This window comes from Streptomyces sp. NPDC057280 (assembly GCF_042668605.1).
Classification (GTDB): Bacteria; Actinomycetota; Actinomycetes; order Streptomycetales; family Streptomycetaceae; genus Streptomyces.
The window spans coordinates 1,164,573-1,186,095 of the sequence record NZ_JBHUYR010000001.1 but is presented as its reverse complement, the minus strand read 5'-3'; the positions used below and the strand labels follow the sequence as shown (position 1 = coordinate 1,186,095).

Sequence of the window (21,523 nt, the reverse complement as noted above, 5' to 3'; positions counted from 1 at the left end):
GAGGGTCGTTCAGCGTCGGACGTGGGCCGAGCCGCCGGCGATGAGCGCCTCGACCTCCGCGAGGGTGGCCATCGAGACATCACCGGGGGTCGTCATGGCCAGGGCGCCGTGGGCCGTGCCGTAGGCGAGCGCGCGTTCCAGGGAGTGACCGGCGAGCAGGCCGTGGATCAGCCCGGCGGCAAAGGCGTCGCCGGAGCCGATGCGATCCAGGACGTGCAGGCCGGGCATGTGCGGTCCGGTCACGTATCCCGTCTCGGCGGACCAGGCCGCCGAGGTCCAGTCGTTCACACCCGCCGAGGGCACCTCGCGCAGGGTCGTTGCGAGGACCCGGGCGTCGGGCATCAGGTCGGTCACGGCGGCGAGAGCGTCCGGCATCTCGTCGGCCGTGAACCGCACGGCGCCCGGGTGTTCGCCCGCCAGGCCGAGGGCGCCCACGATGACGTCGGCGTGCCGGGCCAGGCGGCGGTCGACGTCGCGGGCGCGTTGCGGTCCGCCGCGGTCGGCCCAGAGGCTGGGGCGGTAGTTGGGGTCGTAGGAGACGGTGACACCGTGCCGGCGCGCGGCCGCCATCGCCTCGTCGGCCACGTCGACGGTGGTGTCCGACAGGGCGGCGAAGATGCCGCCGGTGTGGAACCAGCGGGGTTTCGTGGCGAAGAGGGCGTCCCAGTCGATGTCCCCCTTGCGGAGTTGGGAGACGGCGGTGTGGGCGCGGTCGCTGACGCCGAGGGCGCCGCGGATGCCGTAGCCGCGCTCGACGAAGTTGAGGCCGTTGCGGGCGGTGCGGCCGATGCCGTCGTCGGGCACCCAGCAGATCAGCGAGGTGTCGACGCCGCCCTGGAGCATCAGGTCCTCGACGAGACGGCCCACCGCGTTGTCCGCCAGCGCGGTCACGACGGCGGTGCGCAGGCCGAAGCAGCGCCGCAGCCCGCGCACGACGTTGTACTCGCCGCCGCCCTCCCACACCTGGAAGGTACGGGCGGTGCGGATGCGGCCCTCACCGGGATCGAAGCGCAGCATGACCTCGCCCAGGGCGATCACGTCGGTCATGGCGTGCTCCGTTCCACGGCCTCGGCGGTCAGTCGGCGGATCTCGGCGAAGTCACCGCTCTTGAGAAGAGCGGGGGTGGCCATCCAGCTGCCGCCGACCGCGAGTACGGAAGGCTCCGCGAGATAGCCGGGCAGCGCGGCGGCATCGATCCCGCCCGTCGGCATGAACCGCAGCCCGGGGAAGGGCGCCGCCAGCGCCCGCAGCATCGCCCGGCCACCGAGCGGTTCGGCGGGGAAGAGCTTGACGGCGTCGAGCCCGACCCGCAAGGCGTACATCACCTCGGTCGCGGTGGCGACGCCCGGCACCACCGGCACACCCCACTCCTGGCACCACGCGATGACTTCGTGATCCAGTCCGGGGGAAACGACGAAGCGCGCTCCCGCCGCCACGGCCCGCTCCGCCTGCTCGACGGTGAGCACCGTACCGGCGCCGACGACCAGGTCGCCCTGGGCGGCCATCGCCTTCACGACCTCCTCGGCGCCCGGGGTGCGGAAGGTGACCTCCGCACAGCGGGCACCGCCCGCGGCCAGGGCGTGGGCCAGCGGAACGGCCATGGCGGCATCGGGCACGGTCAGGACCGGCACGATCCGCGCCTCGGTGAGCAGGCCGGCGAGGTCGGCGTTCATCGGCCCAGCCATCCGCCGTCGACGGGCAGGGTGACGCCGTGGACGTAGGCGGCCGCGTCGGAGGCGAGGAAGACGGTGGCGCCCGCGAGGTCGTCGGCGCTGCCCCAGCGGCCGGCCGGGATACGCTCCAGGATCGCCTTGCTGCGCACCGGGTCGTCTTGCAGGGCCTGGGTGTTGTCGGTGGCGATGTAACCCGGCGCGATGGCGTTGACGTTCACCCCGTGCGGCGCCCACTCGTTGGCCAGCGCCTTGGTCAGACCCGCAACACCGTGCTTGGCGGCGGTGTAACCGGGCACCGTGATGCCGCCCTGGAAACTCAGCAGCGAGGCGGTGAAGACGACCTTGCCCTGGCCGCGGGCCACCATCGCCGCACCGACCGCCCGGGTCAGCGCGAACTGCGCACTGAGGTTGACCTGGAGGACCAACTCCCAGTCCGCGTCGGTGTGTTCGCCTGCCGGGGCGCGGCGGATGGTGCCCGCGTTGTTGATGAGGATGTCCACCGGCCGTTCCCGGCCCGCCAGGTCCGCGCCCAGTTCCCGCACCGCGGCGGGGTCGGCGAAGTCGGTGCGGATCGCCTCGAAGGTACGGCCCGCGGCGAGCACGTCTTTTTCCACGGCGCTGCCGGAGGCCTCCAGGGAGGCGCTCACCCCGATGATGTCCGCGCCGGCCTCGGCGAGCGCGCGGGCCATGGCCCGCCCGATGCCGCGCCGGGCCCCGGTGACCACGGCCAGCTTCCCGGTGAGGTCGAAGGCGTTCATACAGCGGCCTCCCGGGCCTCGTCGGTGCAGTCCACCAGGATCTTCATCACGTCACCGCCGCCCTCCAGCGCCTCGAACGCGGCCGGGGCCTGGGTGAGCGGGACGACCTTGCTGATCAGCCGGTCGGCCGGAACCGTGCCCTCGGCCACCAGGGCGACGGCCTTCTCGAAGTCGCAGCGGTCATACAACCGGGCGCCGACGAGGGTCAGTTCGCGCCAGAAGAAGCGGTGCAGATTGATCTCACGCGGCTTCGGATGGATCGCGACCAGACACAGCCGCCCCCGCACCCCGAGCACATCGACCGCGGTGTCCACGCCGCCCTGCGCGCCGGACACCTCGAAGGCGACGTCCGCACCCGCATCCCCGCTCCACTCCCCGACCAGGTCGGCCACGTGGTCGGTGGCCGGGTCCCACACAACAAGCCCCAACTCCTCGGCGAGCAGCCGCCGGTGGGCGCTCAGCTCCACCACCCGCACATCCCCGCCGGCGGCCTGCGCCACCAGCGCGATCAGGACACCCACCGGACCGCCGCCGACCACCACCACCTTCTCACCGGCGGCGACCTGCGCCCGGCCCACGTCGTGCACGGCGACCGCGGTGGGCTCCACCAGCGCGGCCCGGTCCAGGGGCAGGGTGTCGGGCAGCCGTATGAGGGTGGTGGCGGGCACGGTCCAGCGCTGCTGCATCGCGCCGGGGGAGTCGATGCCGATGAAGTCCAGGTGCTGGCAGATGTGCTGGTGGCCCGCGCGGCAGGCCGGGCAGGTGTCGTCCCAGCGCAGCGGCATCACGGTGACCGCGTCCCCGGGCGCCCAGCCCTCGACGCCCGGGCCGACACGGACGACCCGCCCGGCCATCTCATGCCCCAGGACGGCCGGTGCGGCGACCCGGGCATCCATGTCGCCGTGGAAGATGTGCAGGTCGGTGCCGCAGATACCGACGTAAGCGGGGGCCAACTCCACCTCGCCGGGACCCGGCGGTGTGCTGGGAGCCGGAGCCGTGTCGAGAGTGCGGGCGGACAAGTAGCGGGCGGCAAGTGGCATGGGTGCGGAGTCCCTTCGGCGCGGACCGGAGCAGGCGGGGTGGTGCGTCCGGCGCGGGTTCGGTGCGAGGGTCGGCGGGGCGGGGTCAGGTCGTCGTGCGGATCGTCGCGTCGCCGGCTCCGGCGACGGGGGCGAGTCCGTAGAACGCGGTCGCGGTGCCGGCCAGAAGCGCGTGGACATCGCTTTCGCTCCAGCCGGTGAGCAGTTCGTCCACGGTGGCGGCCCACCGGTTCCAGCCGCCCGCCAGGTTGGCGACCGGCCAGTCGGAGCCGAACATCAACCGCTCGGGGCCGAAGGCGGAGACCAGGACGTCCCATGCGGGGCGGATGTCGTCGACGGTCCACTTCTCATGGTCGGCCTCGGTGATCAGCCCGGAGACCTTGCACACCACGTGCGGGTGTGCGGCCAGCCGCCGGATGCCGCGTTCCCAGTCGGCGACCTCCTGGCGGACGAGGTCCGGCTTGCCCGCGTGGTCGAGGACCTGGGGCAGGTCGGGGAAGCGTTCCGCGAGCCGGACCGCCTGGCCGAGCTGGTGGTCGCGCACGAGCACGTCGTAGCGCAGTCCGCGGTCGCGGGCCGCCCCCAACCCGCGTTCCACATCGGGTCGTTGCAGCCAGTTGGGGTCGGTCTCGCCCTGGACCAGGTGTCGCAGGGAGCGCAGATACCGGCCGCCCGGTCCGGCGGTCAGCCGGTCGAGCACGTCACCGATCGCCGGGGAGGCCAGGTCGGCCCAGCCGACCACGGCCTGGATCAGCGGCTCCTGATCGGCGAGCGCGAGCAGGTCCTCGGTCTCGGGCACGTCCGGGATGCACTGGACGACCACCGTGCCGTGCAGGCGCCGGCCCGCGACCGCGTGGGTGGCGGTGGAGCGCAGGTCGTCGGGGGTGAAGGTGCGGCGGATCGACGCCACGGAAGGGTCGTCGAGCCAGGGTTGCGGGCGGTGGGAGAGATCCCACAGGTGGTGGTGGGCGTCGACCAGCACGGGTGCGTTCACAAGGGGGTCCACGTCGGCTCAGGCGGTGGCGTCGTCGCTGGGCGGGTTCAGGTGCCAGATCTCGGGGAGCTCGGTCCACTGGCGGCCCTCGCCCCGGTCGGGGAAGGGCTCCTGGCAGGGATCGGTGAGCTTCCACCAGCGCTGGGTCTCGGGGTCGGCCTCGATGGACGCCATGTCCCCTTCGAAGTCGTCGCCGATGTACTCCATGTAGGCGAAGAGCACGTCACCGTGGAGGAAGATGCTGTAGTTGCGGATGTTCGCCCGGAGCAGGGCGGCCTCGACGCCGGGCCACACCGCCGAGTGGAGCCGGAGGTACTCCTCGCGGTGCTCGGGCCGGAGCCTGATGGTCTGGGCGATGCGCTTCATGCCGATTCCCCTGTCGTGTCACGGGAGTTGGACGCGTCGAACGGCGTGCCGTAGCTGGGGGTGCGGGTGCGCAGCCCCAGTCGCAGGGTGAGCCGGATACGGGTGGAGGCGGGCAGGCGCACCGTCAGATACGAGCCTTCGTAGGGGACTTCCGCCTCGGAGACCACCGGCTCGGAGTGTCCGTAGTCGTACATGTCGCCGATCCAGCCGTCGTCCGTGCAGGCCGTGTACCGGACGCCGGTGATGGTGTGCTCGGCGAACGCGCCGGCCTGGACGATGACCGTGCGGTCGGTCTCGGGGGCCAGGTTGACCAGCTCGACGGTGGTCGCCTCGGGGTCGATGGAGGTGACCAGGGCGGCCACGTCGGCGGGCAGGCCGGCCCGGCGGGCGTCGGCGTCGTGGTAGCGCAGCCGGGCCTGCTGGAGGCCGCCCTGATAGAGCACCTGCGGGCCGCCCCAGGTCAGTTGCACGAGGGCCTCGGTGACCACCGGGTTGCACAGCTGCCACACATGGATGTCGGCCTCGGGCACGTCCAGGTCGCGGTAGCGGTCGATGCGCCGCAGCCGGTGCCGGATCTGGGCCTGCGCCATGGCGAGGACGCGCTCGGGGTAGTCGGGGTCGTCGCCGGCGAGGAAGGCGAACCACGCCTTCTCGTGCCCGGAGTCCTCCTTGGACCGGAACGGCCGCACCGTGCGCCAGTCGATGCCGTCCGCTTCGCGCAGTCCCTCCAGCCGGGCCCGGTCGGCCTCGGAGGAGGTGTGGTGCCACAGGGCCACCGGCACGGGCGGCGTGGCCGGGTTGTAGTCGAACCAGCCGGAGTCGTTGTGGCGGAACGGCAGGTGCGGCGTCGGCGTGTGCCGGTCCGGACCGAGTTCCACGGCCCACTTGGAGGGCAGGCTGGAGTCGGCCTCCGTGTGGGGCATGACCTTGGCGTTGCCTATGAGGGTGTCGAGCGAGGTCGCGATCATGGAGAGGTAGTCGTCGTCGCCGGTGACCGTGGCCGCCGCGAGCGCCGCCACACAGGCCGCGTGGCCGAGGCTGTGCCAGCCGTGCGGCCAGGACCAGCCGTAGTGGCCGCCGTACCAGCGGCCCTCCAGCAGGCTGCCGACGACGCCGTCCGGGCCGACGTTGTCGGGGAGGACACCGCCGTTCGCCTCGGTGCGCTCCCGCCACGCGCCGACGTACTCGACGATCCAGTCCCGGTAGCGCTCCTCGCCGGTCAGGATCCAGGCGTTGAGGACCAGACCGGCCGCGGCGAGGTTCATCGCGGTGTCGCCGACGCCCATCCGGTCGCGCATCTGCGCGCCGAGACGCGGGTCGGAGGAGAGCGGGAACGGGCCGCCGCCCTGCGCCTCGGGGATCCACTCGAGCGGGTATCCGTAGGTGTCGGCCTCCTTCTGGAGCCACGGGTACACGTCACCGTCGAACAGGCCGGTGCGCTCGGGGTCGCTGCCGTTGTGGGGGCGGGTGATGATGCGGTGCCCGGGGTCGTAGTTGCCCTTGGCGGGGTCGACGTACAACTCGGCGAAGCGCAGGGCGCGCTCCCGCCAGCGGTCCGGGGCGGCCATGCACAGGAAGTAGAGCAGCAGCAGGCTCTCGCCCTGGTGGAACCAGTCGTAGCCGCGCTCGTACTCGTCGCGCAGCATGTCCAGTTCGGTCAGCTGCTTGGTGACGCCCTCCCAGTGCTTCTCGCTGGCGGGCAGCAGGTCGTCTGCGCCGCCGAGGAGGTACAGCTGGGGCCAGTTGAAGAAGACCTCGTAGAAGTCGTCCACGCCGTCGCGGGTGGTCAGCGGGCCGGTGTAGTTCAGACGTCCGTCGGGGCCGGTGAAGTCGCGGGCGAAGCGGCGCCAGGCGTGGTCGAGGAGGTCGAACAGGGCGCGTTGCGAGACGGCCCAGCCGGGGGGTTCGAGCACGGGGACCGTGGCCTCGACCTCGGGTGTCGGGTCGCCGGAGGCGTCGGAGTGCGGGCTGAAGGACATGAGAGCGGTTACTCCTTGGTGGCGCCGGCGAGCATTCCGCTGACCAGGAAGCGCTGGGCGAAGAGGAACACGACGAGTACGGGGGTGATGGCGACCAGCGTGGCCAGTGCCAGTTGCGGGCGTTCGATCGCGAGGTCGCCGGCGGTCGGGTTGAACGAGGGCACGTTGCTGAGGAGGCTGCCGACGCCGACCTGGACCGGCATCTGGTCGCTCTCGGGGAGCATCACGTACGGCAGGAAGTAGTTCGTCCAGTTGGCGACGAAGCTGAAGAACCCGACCAGCGCGATGACGGGCGTCGCCAGCGGCAGGGCCACGTGGCGGAAGACGCCGAACTCGGAGCAGCCGTCCATCCGGGCCGCGGCCAGCAGGTCCTTGGGCACGGCGGTGGTGAAGTAGATGTACGTCAGGTACACGCCGAAGGGGTAGAACGAGTACGGCAGGATGATCGACCACATCGTGCCGATCAGATGCACCGCGTTGATCTCCAGGAACAGCGGCACCACCAGCGTGGCGTTCGGCATCAGCATCACGACGAGGGTCGCGATCAGGAGCGTGTGCCGGCCGCGGAACTCGGTCATCGCCAGCGCGTAGCCGGCCGGGATGGCCAGGCAGAGCGTGATGACCAGGGAGATGGCGGCGTAGACGGCGGAGTTGCGCAGCCACAGCAGGATGGCGTCGTCCTGGAAGGCGGTGAGCGCGTGCCAGTTGGCCTTCAGCGCGTGCCAGGAGCCGAAGGACAGCGGGTTGTCGTGGACGAGTTGCTGGTCGGTCTTGGTCGCCGCGAGCAGCAGCCACACCACCGGCAGCACGAAGAACACCACGAACACGGTGAGGACCGAGCCCGCCAGCAGCCGGGAGGCCACGTTCCGCGGGGGCCGGCGGCGCTGCCGCGCTTCCCCGTGCCGGGTGCGGCTGGTCGCGTTCGCGCCCTGAGCGGTGGGAGGAGGAGTGGGTCGGGTCTTAGTCGGCATCGAAGAACCCCGATCGTGCGACGAAGACACCGGCGACCGACACACTGACGACCAGCAGCTCCACCGAGACCGCGGCGGCGCCGTTGATGTTGTTCATCTGGAAGGCGAAGTCGTACGTCAGCTGGTTGAGCGAGTAGTCGCGGCCGGCCACGCCGGTGCTGGCGAGGGAGAGCAGCTGCGGCTCGACGAAGAGCTGGGCGCCGCCCGCGAAGGCCAGGATCACCATGTACACGATCCACTTGCGGAGCATGGGGATCTGCACCCGCCAGGCGGTCTGCCAGCCGTTCGCGCCGTCGATGCGCGCGGCCTCCATGACGTCCTTGGGGATGTTGTTGAGCGCGCCGTACATGACGACGATCCAGCCGCCCGCGCCGGTCCAGAACGCGATGATCGTGAACAGCAGCGCCAGGTTTCCGGGGGCGATGACCTCGCCGAAGGTGTGGAAGCCCAGCGTCTCCAGCAGCGAGCTGACCGGGCTGACCGTCGGGTCGAGCATGAACAGCCACACCAGGACGCTCGCGGCGCCCGCGAGGGCTCCGGGGATGTAGTAGAGGAAGCGCAGCGCCTGACTGACCGGCCCGGAGGACAGCCGGTGCAGGAGCAGCGCCAGGACCACCACGAACACCACGAGCGACAGCAGCCAGAAGACCAGGTACATCGCCACGTGGCCGAGGGAGTCGACGAAGCGGAAGTCCTGCGCGGTGGTGACGAAGTTGGAGAAGCCGGTGAAGGCGCCTCCGGCGTTCGTGAACGCGAAGTAGATGGCGTAACAGGTGGGAAGGACGCCGAAGGCGATCAGCAGCAGTACGTAGCCGGCGACGAAGGCCATGCCGGCCCGGCTCTGCCGGGAGGTGCCGCGAGGGCGCCCCCGGACAGAGCCGGCGGAGGAGTGGGTGACGGTCACTCGGAGACCTTGTATCCGTTGGACTTGGCGTACTTGACGATCGAGTCCTGCCAGGCGGGCAGCAGCGACTCGATGGTCTTGCCCTGCGTCAGGCCGGGCTTGACGGTGGCGGCCCAGATCGCCTCCTGGCTGAACTGGCCCGATCCCCAGTCGGACCACACCTGCGAGGCGGCGTCCTTGAGGGCCGTGAGGTCACTGGCGTAGTACCCGGAAGCGGCCTGCGCCTTCAGCCAGTTCTCGGCGGCGGGCGCGTACGCCGGGAAGCCGGGGGCCTTCTCGCCCTGGTAGGCGTTGTCGGTGGTGACCCACTTCAGGAAGTCGGTGGCCGCCTTGAGGTGGGTGGAGTGCTGGGACAGCAGCCAGGTGCCGCCGCCGACGTTGCCGGTGGACGGCGAGCTGTCACCCTGCCACTGGGGCATGGGCGCCACCGCGATCTGCTTGGCCGGGGTCTTGAGCCCGCTCTGGAAGACCGCGCCGCCGTACCAGGCCGGGCCGGGCATGAGCAGGATCTTGGGGCCCTTGTTCTTGGTGAAGTCGGTGCTGAAGACGCCGCTGATGGACATCGACTTGTTCTTGATCAGTACGTCCAGCAGCTTGGCCATCTTGGTGCAGGCCTCGCTGGTGGTGTTGACCGAGACGGCCTTGGGGCCGGTGATGTGGTTGGCGCCGCACTTGCTCGCCCACAGGTAGATCTCAGGAGTGAAGGAGTCGCCCGCGTCGCCCACGAGGTAGCCGGGGTGCTCCTTGGCGACCTTCTCGCCCAGCGCCTGGTACTCCTCCCAGGTCGTGGGGACGGTGTAGCCGAACTTCTTCAGCAGCGGCGCGTTGTACCAGAGCACCGTCTGGGAGAGGTCGTTGCGCAGGCAGTACAGGGTGCCGTTGACCGTGCAGACGTCGTTGGCGCCCTTGGCGAATCCGTCGAGGGTCGCCTGCGGGATCAGGCCCTTGTTGAGCGGCGCAGCGAAGTTCGCGTCGACGGCCCAGCTCGCCTCGTTGTTCTGGGAGCTGAAGACGACGTCCGGCCAGCCCTTGCCCGTGCGGTTGAACAACTGGACCTTCGTCTGGAGGTAGTTGGACCCGTTGGCGTCGCCGTCGTAGCTGACGATGTGCAGCTTCACGCTCGGGTGCGACGCCTGGTACTGCTTCGCGGCGGCCATACGGGTCGCGTCCACCCACACGGTCAACGCCCCGTCGCTCTGGGCGGCCTGAGTGAATCCGTCCTTGGCCGTGCCGCCCGAACCGCCGCTCCCGCCGCAGGCGGTCACGGTGAGCAGCACGGTGGCGGCACAGCCGGCCAGCAGTGCGGCACGTCTCCTGCTGGTCCCTGTCTCCCGGGTGACGGAAGGCTTGTAGACGGACATGTGCGACTCCACTCGTTTTGCGTGAGGCTGACGGCTCTGTCATTGCCGCTGCGGAAGAAATTAGCCGCCATATCGAAGGAGGCGTCAAGGGGTGTGTACGGCTTTTTTTGGAGTCCAGTAGAGGAATCGGAGCGACTCCCTGGGCGGCCTTAACTGGGCAAAAGCTCATTAACGCGGCCAAGTTGCCCAGGAGTTCGTGATCAAGTTCGAAAGAATGAGTACGACTTATACTGGGCCGAGGTACGATGAGCGCGGCTTCAAACCTGATCACTCACCCTCGCCGCAGTCACCGGAGGCAGGACACATGAACGAGACGCCCGCCGTGCCAGCAGTGGTGAACGGCGCGGACGAGCGACGCGATTACCGGCCCGGATACGAGGTCGTGGCCGAGCGGATCCTCGAGTTCATCGCGGAGTCGCGCCTGGTCCCCGGCGACCGGATGCCCACGGAGATCGACCTGGCCCAGCAGCTGGACACCAGTCGAGCGGTGGTCCGGGAAGCGGTGAAGATCCTCTCGGCGCTCGGCCGGGTCCGGGCGCACAAGGGCCGCGGTCTGTTCGTCGCGGACGACGAAGGCATGCTGATCACCAGCCGCTGGGGCGGTTTCTTCCGGCCCGTGGACCTGGATCACGTGCTCATGCTGTTCGAGTTCCGCCGTGTCCAGGAGACGGCCGCCGCCAGACTCGCGGCCACCCGCGCCACGCCGGCCGAACTGCGCGCCATCGAGGTCGCGATGCAGCAGTGCCGGCACGGGTACGTCAACGGTGAGGTCGACGTCTTCAACCAGGGCGACGACGACTTCCACGCGGCGCTGGCCGCGGCCTCCCACAACACCTTCCTCGGCAGCGCGGTGCGTGACGCCCGCCGGCTCCAGCGCCAGTCCAGCGCGATCGGCATCCACGACAGCTTCAACGAGGGGACCGCGGCCGCGGTGGAGGAGCACGAGGCGATCTACCGGGCCATCCGCGACGGCCGCCCGGACGAGGCCGCGGAGGCCACCGCCGTCCACCTCGACCGGACGCTGGAGGACTACCGGCGGGAGATCCAGCGGCGCCTGTTCGGCTGACCGCGGACCGGCACCTGCCCGGGCCGGAGGGGTGCCCGGCGGCCGGTGAGCGGACTGCTCATGAACGCGGCGCCAGCCATCGGTCGATGACGCCCGCGAGTGCGTCCTGGCCGGTGAACAGGTGTCCGTCCATGCCGACGGCCCGCGCCGCGCGGACGTTCTCCTCACGGTCGTCGACGAAGAGGAAGTCGGCGGGGGTCGCCCGCAGGGCGAGGACGCAGTGCAGGTAGGCGGCCCGGCCGGGTTTGGCCGCACCGGTCTTCCCGGAGAAGGCGACGTGGTCGAGGTCGCGCAGCCAGGGCTGGGCGGCGAGGGAAGGCGTCCGCGTGGTCCGCCGGGATGTTGGACAGCAGGGCGACCCGGGCGCGGTGCCGCAGGGTCCGTACGTAGGTGACCATGCCGTCGTCGACGCGGGACCAGCTGTCGATGTCGGTGAGCCGCAGCTCCTCGATCGTGGCGGCGTCGGCGGGGCGGGACAGTGCGTGCAGCACGTCGGTCCAGTACGCGGACGCGGTGCGCAGGCCGGCGTCGTAGGGCGGGCGGTGGGTCCAGTAGGCCGTGGCGAAGGCGTCGGGGGAGGCGTGGCAGCGGGCGGCCATCTTCTCCAGGGCGCCCGGGCGTTGGTGGCGGGCTATGACCCCGAAGAGGTCGAAGAGCACGATGCGGCGGCGGTCGGCGGACATGAGGCTCCGTGGCGTCGGCGTTCCGGGGGCGTGCCGTGCAGGTGGGCGGGTGGTTGTCGGGAGGGGGCGTCGGAGGCCGTCCCCTGCAGGTCGGTGGCTGTCGGCACGGTTGTCAGGGGCCGTGCCGACAACCGGTCAGTGGGTGCCGGACACCATCTCGGGCCGGCCGGCGCGGTCGGGTCCGGTGCGCAGGACGCCGGCGGCCACGGCGGTGGTGGCGCACAGCAAGGTGAGCAGGAGGAAGGTGTGGTTGAGCGCGAGAAGATGGGTGAGCCAGCCGATGACGGCGGGGCCGGCGAGCATGCCGAGGTAGCCGAGTCCGGCGACGCGTGAGACGTTGGCGCCGGCGGCCGCGGGGTCGGCGTGTCCGGCGGCGCTGAACAGCTGCGGGACACAGCCCGACAGGCCCAGGCCGAACAGGGCCCAGCCGGTGAAGGCGGCCCACAGCCACGGGCCGAGGGCCACCAGGGTGATGCCGGCGGCGGCCATGACCGCGCCGTGGCGCAGGATCGCCAGGGAACCGAACCGGGTCGCGAGGCGGTCGGTGAGCAGCCGGCCGACGGTCATGGCCGCGGCGAAGGTGCCGTAGGCGAAGGCGGCCGTGCCGGCGGACGCGCCCAGGACGTCCCTGAGGTGCAGGGCGCTCCAGTCGTTGGCGGCGCCCTCGCACAGCATGACCATGAGGGCGAGGGCGGCCAGCAGCCAGACCCGGCCCGTGGTGCCGCTGCCCTCGGCGGGCGCCTCGGCGGGAGCGGGGGCGGCTGCGGGCAGGAGGGCTCGTGCGGCCATGAGGGCGATCACGATGCCCACGGCTCCCGTGGCGGCCATGGCCGCGGCCGGGTGCAGACCCGCGGCCGCCGTGCCCGCTCCGGCGAGTGCGGCGAGGACGCCGCCGACGGAGAACGTGGCGTGGAAGCCGGACATGACGGGACGGCCGTACGCCTTCTCCACGTGCACGGCGTGGGCGTTCATGCTCACGTCCAGGCAGCCGTTGCAGAGCCCGAAGACCAGCAGCGCACCGCCCAGCGTCCACGGATCGTGGGCGAGACCGGGCAGGACCAGGGCCGCGCCGCACAGGACACCGCCGGCGGGCACCACGATGCGCGCGCCCAGCCGGTCGGTGAGGGGACCGGCCACCTGCATCCCGACGAAGGTCCCGAGCCCGAGCACCACCAGCAGCCCACCGAGCGTGGCGTGGCTGATGCCCACGCGCTCCTCGATCGCGGGGATCTGCACCACCCAGGTGCCCAGCAGGGTGCCGCACAGGACGAAGTAGACATAGGTGGCCGCGCGGGCGGCTCGCAGGGGACGGTCCATGCCGACACCGTAACGAACATTGTCCATGTTTGAAAGCCGGGAAAATGAACAGATTGCTTGTTCATTTCTCGATGGTGTTCAATCGCGGCATGAGCAACGCAGACCGGCACGGGCTGATCGCGAAGACCGTCAGGGACTCCGGCCGCGCCACCGTCCAGGAACTGGCCGAGCTGACCGGTGCCTCCGAGATGACCATCCGGCGCGACCTCGACACCCTCGCCGCCCAGGGCGTCCTCGAACGCGTCCGCGGCGGCGCCCGCACCCTGCTGCTGCGCGGCGAGGAACCCCCCTTCGCCCTGCGCGCCCACGAGGCGATCGCCGCCAAACAGCGCATCGCCGCCGAGATCTGCGCCCTCGTCGCCGACGGCGAGACCGTCGTCCTCGACAGCGGCACCACCTGCCTGGAGGCCGCCCGCCTGCTGCGCGAGCGGCCCGTCACCGTGATGCCCCTGTCCCTGCAGGCCATCCACCTGCTCGCCGAGACACCCGGACCCGCCACCCTCGTCGTGCCCGGCGGCCGGCCCCGCGCCGCCGAAGGGGCCCTCACCGGCCCCCTCACCCTCGCCTCCCTGGCCGCGCTGCGCTTCGACACCGCGATCATCGGCTGCTGCGGGCTGACCGCGGCAGACGGCCTGACCGCCTACGACCTCGACGACGCCGCCGTGAAAAAGGCGGCCATCACCTCAGCCCGCCGTGTCATCGCCGCCGCCGACGGCAGCAAACTCGGCCACACCGCCCACGCCCACGTCGGCCCCGCCACCGTCGTGCACACCCTCGTCACCGACCTCACCGCCCCCAGCGACGAAGTCACCGCGCTCGAGGACGGCGGCACGGTCGTCCGCACCGTCTGAGCCCGTGCCCTCGCCGTCGCCCGCCGACGGCTCCCAGCCGGGTGACTGTGTTCTCTGTTGTCCCGTCCCTGGTCAGACGTTGCGGCGGTACTGGCCGCCGACCTCGAAGAACGCCTCGGTGATCTGCTGAAGCGAGCAGACGCGGGCGGCGTCCATGAGGACGGCGAAGACGTTGTCCCCGCTCACCGCCGCCTCCTTGAGGGCGGCCAGGGCGGCGTGGGCGGGCTCCTGATGGCGGGTCTGGAAGTCCCGGACCCGCTCCAGCTGGGACTGCTTCTCCTCCTCGGTGGCGCGGGCGAGTTCGACGACGGCGGGCTCGGCGGTGTCGGCGTGCGGGCTGCGGAAGGTGTTGACGCCGATCAGGGGCAGGGTGCCGTCGTGCTTGCGCTGCTCGTAGAGCATCGACTCGTCCTGGATGCGGCCGCGCTGGTAGCCGGTCTCCATGGCGCCGAGCACACCACCGCGTTCGCTGATCCGCTCGAACTCCTGCAGGACCGCCTCCTCCACCAGATCGGTGAGCTCGTCGATGACGAACGAGCCCTGCAGGGGGTTCTCGTTCATCGCCAGGCCCCACTCGCGGTTGATGATGAGCTGGATGGCCAAGGCGCGGCGCACGGAGTCCTCGGTGGGGGTGGTGACCGCCTCGTCGTAGGCGTTGGTGTGCAGGCTGTTGCAGTTGTCGTAGATCGCGATGAGCGCCTGGAGCGTGGTGCGGATGTCGTTGAAGTCCATCTCCTGGGCGTGCAGGGACCGGCCCGAGGTCTGGACGTGGTACTTCAGCTTCTGGGAGCGGTCGTTCGCGCCGTACTTCTCCTTCATCGCCACCGCCCAGATCCGGCGGGCGACCCGGCCGAGCACCGAGTACTCGGGATCCATGCCGTTGGAGAAGAAGAACGACAGGTTGGGGGCGAAGTCGTCGATGTGCATGCCCCGGGCGAGGTAGGCCTCGACGTAGGTGAAGCCGTTGGCCAGGGTGAAGGCGAGCTGGCTGATGGGGTTCGCGCCGGCCTCGGCGATGTGGTAGCCGGAGATGGACACCGAGTAGAAGTTGCGGACCTGGTGGGCGATGAACCACTCCTGGATGTCCGCCATCATGCGCAAGGAGAACTCGGTGGAGAACAGGCAGGTGTTCTGGCCCTGGTCCTCCTTGAGGATGTCGGCCTGCACCGTGCCGCGCACGGTGGCGAGCGCGTGGGCGCGCAGTCCGGCCGCCTCCTCGGGCGAGGGGTCCCGGCCCTCCGTGGTGCGGAACTTCTCGATCTGCTGGTCGATCGCGGTGTGCAGGAAGAACGCCAGGAGGGTCGGCGCGGGCCCGTTGATGGTCATGGAGACCGAGGTCGTCGGCGCGACGAGGTCGAAACCGTCGTAGAGCGCCTTCATGTCCTCCAAGGTGGCCACCGAGACACCGGAGGTGCCGACCTTGCCGTAGATGTCGGGGCGTTCGTCGGGGTCGCGGCCGTAGAGGGTGACGGAGTCGAAGGCGGTGGACAGCCGGGTGGCCGGCTGGCCCTCGGAGAGCATCCTGAAGCGGCGGTTGGTGCGGAACGGGTCGCCCTCGCCGGCGAACATCCGGGCCGGGTCCTCGCCGTCGCGCTTGAAGGGGAACACCCCGGCCGTGAAGGGGAAACGGCCGGGCAGGTTCTCGGCGCGCCAGAAGCGCACCAGTTCACCGTGGTCGGTGAAGCGGGGCAGGGCGACGCGGGGGATCTTGTTGCCGGACAGGGACTCGCGGGTGAGCTTGGTGCGGATCTCCTTGTCGCGGATCGTCACGACCTGCTCGTCGCCGGAGTACGAGGCGACGACGGCGGGCCACCCGTCGATCTGTTCCCGGACGTCGAGCGGGAGCCGCCTGTGGGCGTCGTCGAGCAGCGCCTGGACGTTCCCGGCGTCGGAGCCCGCCGCGACGAGCTCGTCCTTGACCGCCGCCAGGCGCTGCACCCGCCGGGCCGCCTCGGCGAGCCGCGCGGTCTCCGCGTGGTACGCGCGGACGGTGTCGGTGATCTCGGCGAGGTAGCGCACCCGGTCCGCGGGGACCACCTGCCGGATGCCCGAGGAGTGGCGCACGTCGACCGGTGCCAGCGCGCCCTCGGAAAGCGGCAGCCCCTTCTCGGCCAGGGCGGTCCGCAGATGCTGGTAGAGCGCGGTCACCCCGTCGTCGTTGAAGGTCGCCGCCGACGTGCCGTACACCGGCATGTCCTCGGGCCGCATGCCGAACGCCTCGCGGTTGCGGACCAGTTGGCGGCCCACGTCGCGCAGCGCGTCCTTGGCGCCGCGCCGCTCGAACTTGTTGATCGCCACCACGTCGGCGAAGTCGAGCATGTCGATCTTCTCCAGCTGCGAGGCGGCGCCGAACTCCGGCGTCATCACGTACAGCGAGGTGTCGACGAACGGCACGATCGCCGCGTCGCCCTGACCGATGCCCGGCGTCTCGACGATCACCAGGTCGAACCCGGCGGCCTTCACGACGTCGATCACCTCGGACAGGTGCTCGGGCAGCTCGTGGCTGCCGCGGGTGGCCAGACTCCGGAAGAACACCCGGTCGCCGTCCAGAGAGTTCATCCGGATCCGGTCGCCGAGCAGGGCACCACCGCCGCGGCGGCGCGTCGGGTCGACCGCGATCACCGCGATCCGCAGCTTCTCCTGCTGGTCGACGCGGAACCGGCGCACCAGTTCGTCGGTCAGCGAGGACTTGCCCGAGCCGCCGGTGCCGGTGATGCCGAGCACCGGTACCACCCGGGCCGCGGCGGAACGCAGCCGCTCCAGGAATCCCGTGGGCAGCTTGCCGAGTTCGGCGCCGGTGATGGCGCGGGCGATCGCGAACCGGTCACCGGCGAGCACGGCGGCCGGATCGGCCGGCCCGTCGTCCCAGAGGTCGAAGTCGCAGTCCCGCACCACCGAGTTGACCATGCCGGCGAGGCCCAGCCGCTGTCCGTCCTCCGGGGAGAAGATGGTCACCCCGCTCCCGCGCAGCCGGGCGATCTCGTCGGGCACGATGACGCCGCCTCCGCCGCCCACCACCCGGATGTGCCCCGCTCCCCGGGAGCGCAGCGACTCGACCAGGTACTCGAAGTACTCGACGTGCCCGCCCTGGTAGGAGGAGACCGCCACGCCGTGTGCGTCCTCCTCCAGCGCCGCGTCCACGATCTCCCGCACCGACCGGTTGTGTCCGAGGTGGATCACCTCGGCGCCCTGGGACTGGAAGATGCGCCGCATGATGTTGATCGAGGCGTCGTGCCCGTCGAACAGAGCCGAGGCGGTGACCAGGCGGACGGGGTGCACGGGTCGATGCAGAGCGCTCATGGGGGCCTTCCCGGCAGGGCGTGGTGGTGCGGGACACAGAAGATACTAGGACGTCCTAGTAAATCAGTGGAAGTGGCTGCCGTCACACGTCGAGGGGCAACGGCTGACCGGACATGCGAATGGTTGTACGCTCCCGGAGACGCCCTTGACCTGCACAAAGCGGGCAGGGAGCAGACGAATCGGGAGTTTCCGTGTTCCGAACCATGTTCAAATCCAAGATCCACCGCGCCACCGTCACCCAGGCCGACCTGCACTACGTGGGATCGGTGACCATCGACGCGGACCTGCTCGACGCCGCCGACCTGCTGCCCGGCGAGCTCGTCCACATCGTCGACATCACCAACGGTGCCCGCCTCGAGACGTACGTCATCGAGGGCGAGCGCGGCTCCGGGGTGATCGGCATCAACGGGGCCGCCGCCCATCTCGTCCATCCCGGCGATCTGGTGATCATCATCAGTTACGCTCAGGTGACCGACGCCGAGGCGCGGGCACTGAAACCCCGGGTCGTGCACGTGGACCACGACAACCGCATCGTGGCCCTGGGCGCGGACCCGTCGGAGCCGGTGCCGGGCTCGGACCAGGAGCGCAGCCCGCAGGCCGTACCGGCCTGAGGCACACACGGCCGACACCAGGAGCGTGCCCATGAGCGACGACATCGAGATCCGCGACGACCGGCCGGCCGGCCGCCTGGAGGCGATCGGCGGCGGCGAAGTCGTGGGCCACATCCAGTACTTCGTCCTCGAGGCACCGGCGCGCGCCCTGGTCCCCGTCCACACGATCGTGGAACCGGCCCACGAGGGGAAGGGCATCGCGGGCTCCCTGGCCCGCGAGCTCTACACCATCGCCGCGCGCGAGGGCGTGCCCGTGGCACCCCTGTGCCCGTACGTCGTCAAGTGGGCCGCCCGCCACCCCGACGAGGCCCCGGCCGCCGACCCCGAGCTGCTGCGCGCGGCGAAGGAGTGGCTGAAGGCCCACCCGGAGGGATTCTGATCCCCCCCGTACGAGTGACTGGCCCGCCACGGACCGGGTAGGCGGGGGAGAAGTCCAGAGCCGACGTTCCCCCTGGCTGGAGGACACGATGACGAACCCCCCGACCCCCTACCCGGACCCGGTCCACCCGGACCCGACCCCGGGCCCCACCCCGACCCCGGGTCCCCCTCCGGAGCCCCCGCAGCCCCCGAACCCGACCCCACCACCGGGCCCGGGCCCGACGCCGGAGCCTCCGCAGCCCCCGAACCCCTCACCGATCCCACCGGGCCCGGAACCGGTCCCCAACCCGGAACCCGGCCCACCGTTGAGCTGAGGGACGTGCACTTGATGACAGCGGGCAGCTGAACGCCGCAGGGGCGCGGGGAACTGCGCGACCAACCCCCACGCCCCTGCAGACGCACCGCCAACCAAGTCGGCCTCTTCCTCAGGCGTCGACCTCCGACCGGTCCCCGCCCCACAGCGTGTGGAACGAACCGTCCCGGTCCACCCTCCGATACGTGTGCGCCCCGAAGAAGTCCCGCTGGCCCTGCGTGAGCGCCGCGGGCAACCGCTCCGCGCGCAGCGCGTCGTAGTACGCGAGCGCAGCCGAGAAGCCCGGCGTCGGCACTCCCTGGCGCGTGGCCGCCACGATCACCTCGCGCCAGTCGTCCTGCGCGTCGGCGATCTCCCGGGCGAACGTCTCGTCGGACAGCAGGCTCGGCAGATCGGCCCGGGCGTCGTACGCGGCGCGGATACGGTCCAGGAACGCGGCCCGGATGATGCACCCGCCGCGCCAGATCGCGGAGACGGCACCGAGGTCGATGTCCCAGTCGTACTCCTCGCGCGCGGCCGCGATCTCGTGGAAGCCCTGCGTGTACGACACGATCTTCGAGGCGTACAGCGCCTGCTCGACCCGGTCGGCGAACGCGCCCGCCTCCGCCTCGCTCAGCGGCGTGGCCGAGGGCCCGGCGAGGCCGCGGGACGCCTCGCGCAGCGCCGCGTGCCCGGAGAGGGAGCGGGCGAAGACCGCCTCGGCGATGCCGGACACCGGCACGCCCAGGTCGAGGGCGATCTGCACGGTCCAGCGGCCGGTGCCCTTCTGCTCGGCCTGGTCCACCACCACGTCCACGAAGGGCTTGCCGGTGGCCGCGTCCACGTGGGACAGCACCTCGGCGGTGATCTCGATCAGGTAGGAGTCGAGGCGGCCGGTGTTCCAGGTCCGGAAGATCTCCGCGATCTGCGCGGGCGAGTAGCCGGCGACATCGCGCAGCAGCTGGTACGCCTCACCGATGAGCTGCATGTCGGCGTACTCGATGCCGTTGTGCACCATCTTCACGAAGTGCCCGGCGCCGTCGGCACCGACGTGCGTGACGCAGGGCGCGCCGTCCTTCGCCTTCGCGGAGATCTTCTCGAGCATCGGGCCGAGCGAGTCGTACGACTCCTTCGAGCCGCCGGGCATGATGCTGGGCCCGTTGAGCGCGCCCTCCTCGCCGCCGGAGATGCCGGTGCCGACGAAGTGGATGCCCTTCTCACGGAGTTCGCGCTCGCGGCGCCGGGTGTCGGCGAAGTGCGCGTTGCCACCGTCGATGATCATGTCGCCGGGCTCCAGGAGCGGGGCGAACTCCTGGATCACCGCGTCGGTCGGATCACCGGCCTTGACCATGATGACCAGCCTGCGCGGCCGCTCCAGGGCGGCGACGAACTCCTTGGCGGTCTCGGCGGCGATGAAGTCGCCCTCGCTGCCGTGCTCCTCGACGAGGGCGTGCGTACGGGACGCCGTCCGGTTGTGCACCGCGACCGTATAGCCGTTGCGGGCGAAGTTGCGGGCGAGGTTACTGCCCATGACCGCGAGGCCCGTGACGCCGATCTGCGCTGTAGTGCTCATACCGTCTGCTCCCAAAGATCCAGTGGATCGCGTAGGTCGTGTATCGGTTATGCCGGTGGTGCCGGTCGTGCTGGTTAGCAGCCTACGCAGATACGGATCGCGGGCCCTGTCCTGTTCAGCTGCGCAGTTTCCCGGACGGCGCGGAGTGCAGCCGTCGTAGAGCCGCCAACGTCCCTTTGCGGGAACGGTATTCGGCAAGAGGCGGCCGATTGCTGTCTTGTCATGGCCTGTTCGGGGCGCTTACTTTTGGCCCTTCTGACGTACGTCGTAGGGGGAGCTCCATGGCCGTACGCGGCCGGCACCGCCGGTATCAGCCGAACAGGATCAACCGCGCCTCGCTCACTGTGACGGCGGGCGGCGCCGGAATGGCGATCCCGCTCATCGGCGCCGGCACCGCGCAGGCCGCCGACGTGGACACCTGGAACAAGGTCGCCGCCTGCGAGTCGAGCAACAACTGGAGCATCAACACCGGCAACGGCTACTACGGCGGGCTGCAGTTCACCCAGTCCACCTGGGAGGCCTACGGCGGCACCCGGTACGCCCCGCGCGCCGATCTCGCCACCAAGGACCAGCAGATCGCCGTCGCGGAGAAGGTCCTGGACGGACAGGGGTCGGGCGCCTGGCCGGTGTGTTCGGTGCGGGCCGGGCTCACCCGGGGCGGGGACACCCCCGACATCCATCCGGCCGGGGGCACCAAGGCCGCCGTCCCGGACGTGCAGCCGCAGACCACGCCGCAGTCCAGGGCCGGTTCCGCCGAGATGTACACCGTGGTCCACGGCGACACCCTCTCCGGCATCGCCGGCCGGGAGGACGTCAAGGGCGGCTGGCGCGGGCTGTACGCCGCCAACCGGAAGACCATAGGCGCCGATCCGGACCTCATCCTGCCGGGGCAGCGGCTCAGCCTGCGCGGCAAGGCGGCCACGGTCACGACGCAGACGTCCACCAGCCCGGCCACCGAGAAGAAGAAGGCGAAGGACACCGAGGAGACCGGCCACCGGCTCGTCGCCCCGGTCGACGCCCCCACCGGCACCCCGTACCACAAGGCCGGTTCCGCCTGGTCGAAGGGCTATCACACCGGCGTGGACTTCGCCGTCCCCACGGGCACGTCCGTGAAGGCCGTCGCCGCCGGACGGGTGGTCGCCTCCGGGTGGGCCGGGTCGTTCGGGTACCAGGTGGTGATCCGGCACTCCGACGGCCGCTACACCCAGTACGCCCATCTCTCCGCGATCTCGGTGAAGGCAGGGCAGAGCGTGAGCGCCGGACAGCGCATCGGGCGCTCCGGCTCCACGGGCAACAGCACGGGCCCGCATCTGCACTTCGAGGTGCGGACGGGGCCCGGCTTCGGTACCGATGTCGACCCGGTCGCCTATCTCCGGGCCGGAGGGGTCAGGGTCTGATCCCGGGAC

19 protein-coding genes are annotated in these 21,523 nt (G+C 70.9%); 5 read left to right on the top strand and 14 right to left on the bottom strand.

Going from position 1 to position 21,523, the window contains the following annotated elements:
• Positions 1 to 9: 9 nt before the first annotated feature.
• The 10 genes from ACFUO4_RS05450 to ACFUO4_RS05405 form a co-directional block, all read right to left on the bottom strand.
• Positions 10 to 1,047: a sugar kinase gene (locus ACFUO4_RS05450; RefSeq protein ID WP_383480150.1), complete on the bottom strand. Its 1,038-nt coding sequence runs from the start codon at positions 1,045 to 1,047 to the stop codon at positions 10 to 12.
• Positions 1,044 to 1,673: a bifunctional 4-hydroxy-2-oxoglutarate aldolase/2-dehydro-3-deoxy-phosphogluconate aldolase gene (gene eda / locus ACFUO4_RS05445; protein WP_383480148.1), complete on the bottom strand. Its 630-nt coding sequence runs from the start codon at positions 1,671 to 1,673 to the stop codon at positions 1,044 to 1,046. The genes ACFUO4_RS05450 and eda overlap by 4 nt, the downstream gene beginning before the upstream one ends.
• Positions 1,670 to 2,431: an SDR family oxidoreductase gene (locus ACFUO4_RS05440; RefSeq protein WP_383480146.1), complete on the bottom strand. Its 762-nt coding sequence runs from the start codon at positions 2,429 to 2,431 to the stop codon at positions 1,670 to 1,672. The genes eda and ACFUO4_RS05440 overlap by 4 nt, the downstream gene beginning before the upstream one ends.
• Positions 2,428 to 3,471, bottom strand: coding sequence for a zinc-binding dehydrogenase (locus ACFUO4_RS05435; protein WP_383480144.1), 1,044 nt, complete (start codon positions 3,469 to 3,471; stop codon positions 2,428 to 2,430). The genes ACFUO4_RS05440 and ACFUO4_RS05435 overlap by 4 nt, the downstream gene beginning before the upstream one ends.
• 85 nt (positions 3,472 to 3,556) lie before the next feature.
• A complete protein-coding gene (locus tag ACFUO4_RS05430) occupies positions 3,557 to 4,465 on the bottom strand; it encodes an amidohydrolase family protein (RefSeq protein WP_383480142.1) in 909 nt (302 codons plus the stop codon).
• An 18-nt stretch (positions 4,466 to 4,483) separates the two neighbouring features.
• Positions 4,484 to 4,831 (bottom strand): L-rhamnose mutarotase, encoded by a 348-nt coding sequence (locus ACFUO4_RS05425; protein WP_079310725.1) that lies wholly within the window; start codon positions 4,829 to 4,831, stop codon positions 4,484 to 4,486.
• Entirely contained in the window at positions 4,828 to 6,810 is a 1,983-nt protein-coding gene (locus ACFUO4_RS05420; protein WP_383480139.1) for a hypothetical protein, read from the bottom strand. The genes ACFUO4_RS05425 and ACFUO4_RS05420 overlap by 4 nt, the downstream gene beginning before the upstream one ends.
• Positions 6,811 to 6,818: 8 nt before the next feature.
• Positions 6,819 to 7,673, bottom strand: coding sequence for a carbohydrate ABC transporter permease (locus ACFUO4_RS05415; RefSeq protein WP_079310726.1), 855 nt, complete (start codon positions 7,671 to 7,673; stop codon positions 6,819 to 6,821).
• 97 nt (positions 7,674 to 7,770) lie between these two features.
• Entirely contained in the window at positions 7,771 to 8,685 is a 915-nt protein-coding gene (locus ACFUO4_RS05410; protein ID WP_383480137.1) for a carbohydrate ABC transporter permease, read from the bottom strand.
• On the bottom strand, positions 8,682 to 10,046 hold the full coding sequence (locus tag ACFUO4_RS05405; RefSeq protein ID WP_079310727.1) for an ABC transporter substrate-binding protein: 1,365 nt from the start codon (positions 10,044 to 10,046) through the stop codon (positions 8,682 to 8,684). The genes ACFUO4_RS05410 and ACFUO4_RS05405 overlap by 4 nt, the downstream gene beginning before the upstream one ends.
• A 304-nt stretch (positions 10,047 to 10,350) precedes the next feature.
• Between ACFUO4_RS05405 and ACFUO4_RS05400 the strand changes: the two genes are divergently transcribed.
• Positions 10,351 to 11,112, top strand: coding sequence for a FadR/GntR family transcriptional regulator (locus tag ACFUO4_RS05400; RefSeq protein ID WP_079310728.1), 762 nt, complete (start codon positions 10,351 to 10,353; stop codon positions 11,110 to 11,112).
• Between the two features lie 58 nt (positions 11,113 to 11,170).
• Here the strand turns inward: ACFUO4_RS05400 and ACFUO4_RS05395 are convergent, their stop codons facing one another.
• Positions 11,171 to 11,407 carry an HAD-IA family hydrolase gene (locus ACFUO4_RS05395; RefSeq protein WP_383482304.1) on the bottom strand — a complete coding sequence of 79 codons (237 nt, stop codon included), beginning with the start codon at positions 11,405 to 11,407 and terminating at the stop codon, positions 11,171 to 11,173.
• Between the two features lie 523 nt (positions 11,408 to 11,930).
• Positions 11,931 to 13,112, bottom strand: coding sequence for an MFS transporter (locus ACFUO4_RS05390; protein ID WP_079310729.1), 1,182 nt, complete (start codon positions 13,110 to 13,112; stop codon positions 11,931 to 11,933).
• Between the two features lie 89 nt (positions 13,113 to 13,201).
• Here ACFUO4_RS05390 and ACFUO4_RS05385 point away from each other — a divergent pair, with 89 nt between their 5' ends.
• Positions 13,202 to 13,963: a DeoR/GlpR family DNA-binding transcription regulator gene (locus ACFUO4_RS05385; protein ID WP_383480133.1), complete on the top strand. Its 762-nt coding sequence runs from the start codon at positions 13,202 to 13,204 to the stop codon at positions 13,961 to 13,963.
• Positions 13,964 to 14,035: 72 nt separating this feature from the next.
• Here ACFUO4_RS05385 and icmF read toward each other — a convergent pair whose 3' ends face one another.
• The gene (icmF, locus tag ACFUO4_RS05380) at positions 14,036 to 17,263 is read right to left on the bottom strand and encodes a fused isobutyryl-CoA mutase/GTPase IcmF (RefSeq protein WP_383480131.1); all 3,228 of its coding nucleotides are present in this window, start codon (positions 17,261 to 17,263) and stop codon (positions 14,036 to 14,038) included.
• Positions 17,264 to 17,454: 191 nt separating this feature from the next.
• Between icmF and panD the strand changes: the two genes are divergently transcribed.
• Together panD and ACFUO4_RS05370 are read left to right on the top strand one after the other, a co-directional pair.
• Positions 17,455 to 17,874: an aspartate 1-decarboxylase gene (gene panD / locus ACFUO4_RS05375; protein WP_383480129.1), complete on the top strand. Its 420-nt coding sequence runs from the start codon at positions 17,455 to 17,457 to the stop codon at positions 17,872 to 17,874.
• 31 nt (positions 17,875 to 17,905) lie between these two features.
• Complete coding sequence (locus ACFUO4_RS05370; protein ID WP_097271422.1) at positions 17,906 to 18,253, top strand: GNAT family N-acetyltransferase; 348 nt, start codon at positions 17,906 to 17,908, stop codon at positions 18,251 to 18,253.
• 424 nt (positions 18,254 to 18,677) lie between these two features.
• Here ACFUO4_RS05370 and gndA read toward each other — a convergent pair whose 3' ends face one another.
• The gene (gene gndA, locus ACFUO4_RS05365; protein ID WP_383480127.1) at positions 18,678 to 20,117 is read right to left on the bottom strand and encodes an NADP-dependent phosphogluconate dehydrogenase; all 1,440 of its coding nucleotides are present in this window, start codon (positions 20,115 to 20,117) and stop codon (positions 18,678 to 18,680) included.
• Between the two features lie 281 nt (positions 20,118 to 20,398).
• Between gndA and ACFUO4_RS05360 the strand changes: the two genes are divergently transcribed.
• Positions 20,399 to 21,514 (top strand): transglycosylase family protein, encoded by a 1,116-nt coding sequence (locus ACFUO4_RS05360; protein WP_383480125.1) that lies wholly within the window; start codon positions 20,399 to 20,401, stop codon positions 21,512 to 21,514.
• Positions 21,515 to 21,523: the final 9 nt, after the last annotated feature.

Excerpts from the sequence above, each read along its gene's own strand:
- ACFUO4_RS05385 (WP_383480133.1), top strand. The coding sequence starts at position 13,202 with ATGAGCAACGCAGACCGGCACGGGCTGATCGCGAAGACCGTCAGGGAC.
- eda (WP_383480148.1), bottom strand. The coding sequence starts at position 1,673 with ATGAACGCCGACCTCGCCGGCCTGCTCACCGAGGCGCGGATCGTGCCG.
- ACFUO4_RS05390 (WP_079310729.1), bottom strand. The coding sequence starts at position 13,112 with ATGGACCGTCCCCTGCGAGCCGCCCGCGCGGCCACCTATGTCTACTTC.
- ACFUO4_RS05450 (WP_383480150.1), bottom strand. The coding sequence starts at position 1,047 with ATGACCGACGTGATCGCCCTGGGCGAGGTCATGCTGCGCTTCGATCCC.
- icmF (WP_383480131.1), bottom strand. The coding sequence starts at position 17,263 with ATGAGCGCTCTGCATCGACCCGTGCACCCCGTCCGCCTGGTCACCGCC.
- gndA (WP_383480127.1), bottom strand. The coding sequence starts at position 20,117 with ATGAGCACTACAGCGCAGATCGGCGTCACGGGCCTCGCGGTCATGGGC.
- ACFUO4_RS05425 (WP_079310725.1), bottom strand. The coding sequence starts at position 4,831 with ATGAAGCGCATCGCCCAGACCATCAGGCTCCGGCCCGAGCACCGCGAG.
- ACFUO4_RS05440 (WP_383480146.1), bottom strand. The coding sequence starts at position 2,431 with ATGAACGCCTTCGACCTCACCGGGAAGCTGGCCGTGGTCACCGGGGCC.
- ACFUO4_RS05420 (WP_383480139.1), bottom strand. The coding sequence starts at position 6,810 with ATGTCCTTCAGCCCGCACTCCGACGCCTCCGGCGACCCGACACCCGAG.
- ACFUO4_RS05360 (WP_383480125.1), top strand. The coding sequence starts at position 20,399 with ATGGCCGTACGCGGCCGGCACCGCCGGTATCAGCCGAACAGGATCAAC.
- ACFUO4_RS05370 (WP_097271422.1), top strand. The coding sequence starts at position 17,906 with ATGAGCGACGACATCGAGATCCGCGACGACCGGCCGGCCGGCCGCCTG.
- ACFUO4_RS05435 (WP_383480144.1), bottom strand. The coding sequence starts at position 3,471 with ATGCCACTTGCCGCCCGCTACTTGTCCGCCCGCACTCTCGACACGGCT.
- ACFUO4_RS05400 (WP_079310728.1), top strand. The coding sequence starts at position 10,351 with ATGAACGAGACGCCCGCCGTGCCAGCAGTGGTGAACGGCGCGGACGAG.
- ACFUO4_RS05405 (WP_079310727.1), bottom strand. The coding sequence starts at position 10,046 with ATGTCCGTCTACAAGCCTTCCGTCACCCGGGAGACAGGGACCAGCAGG.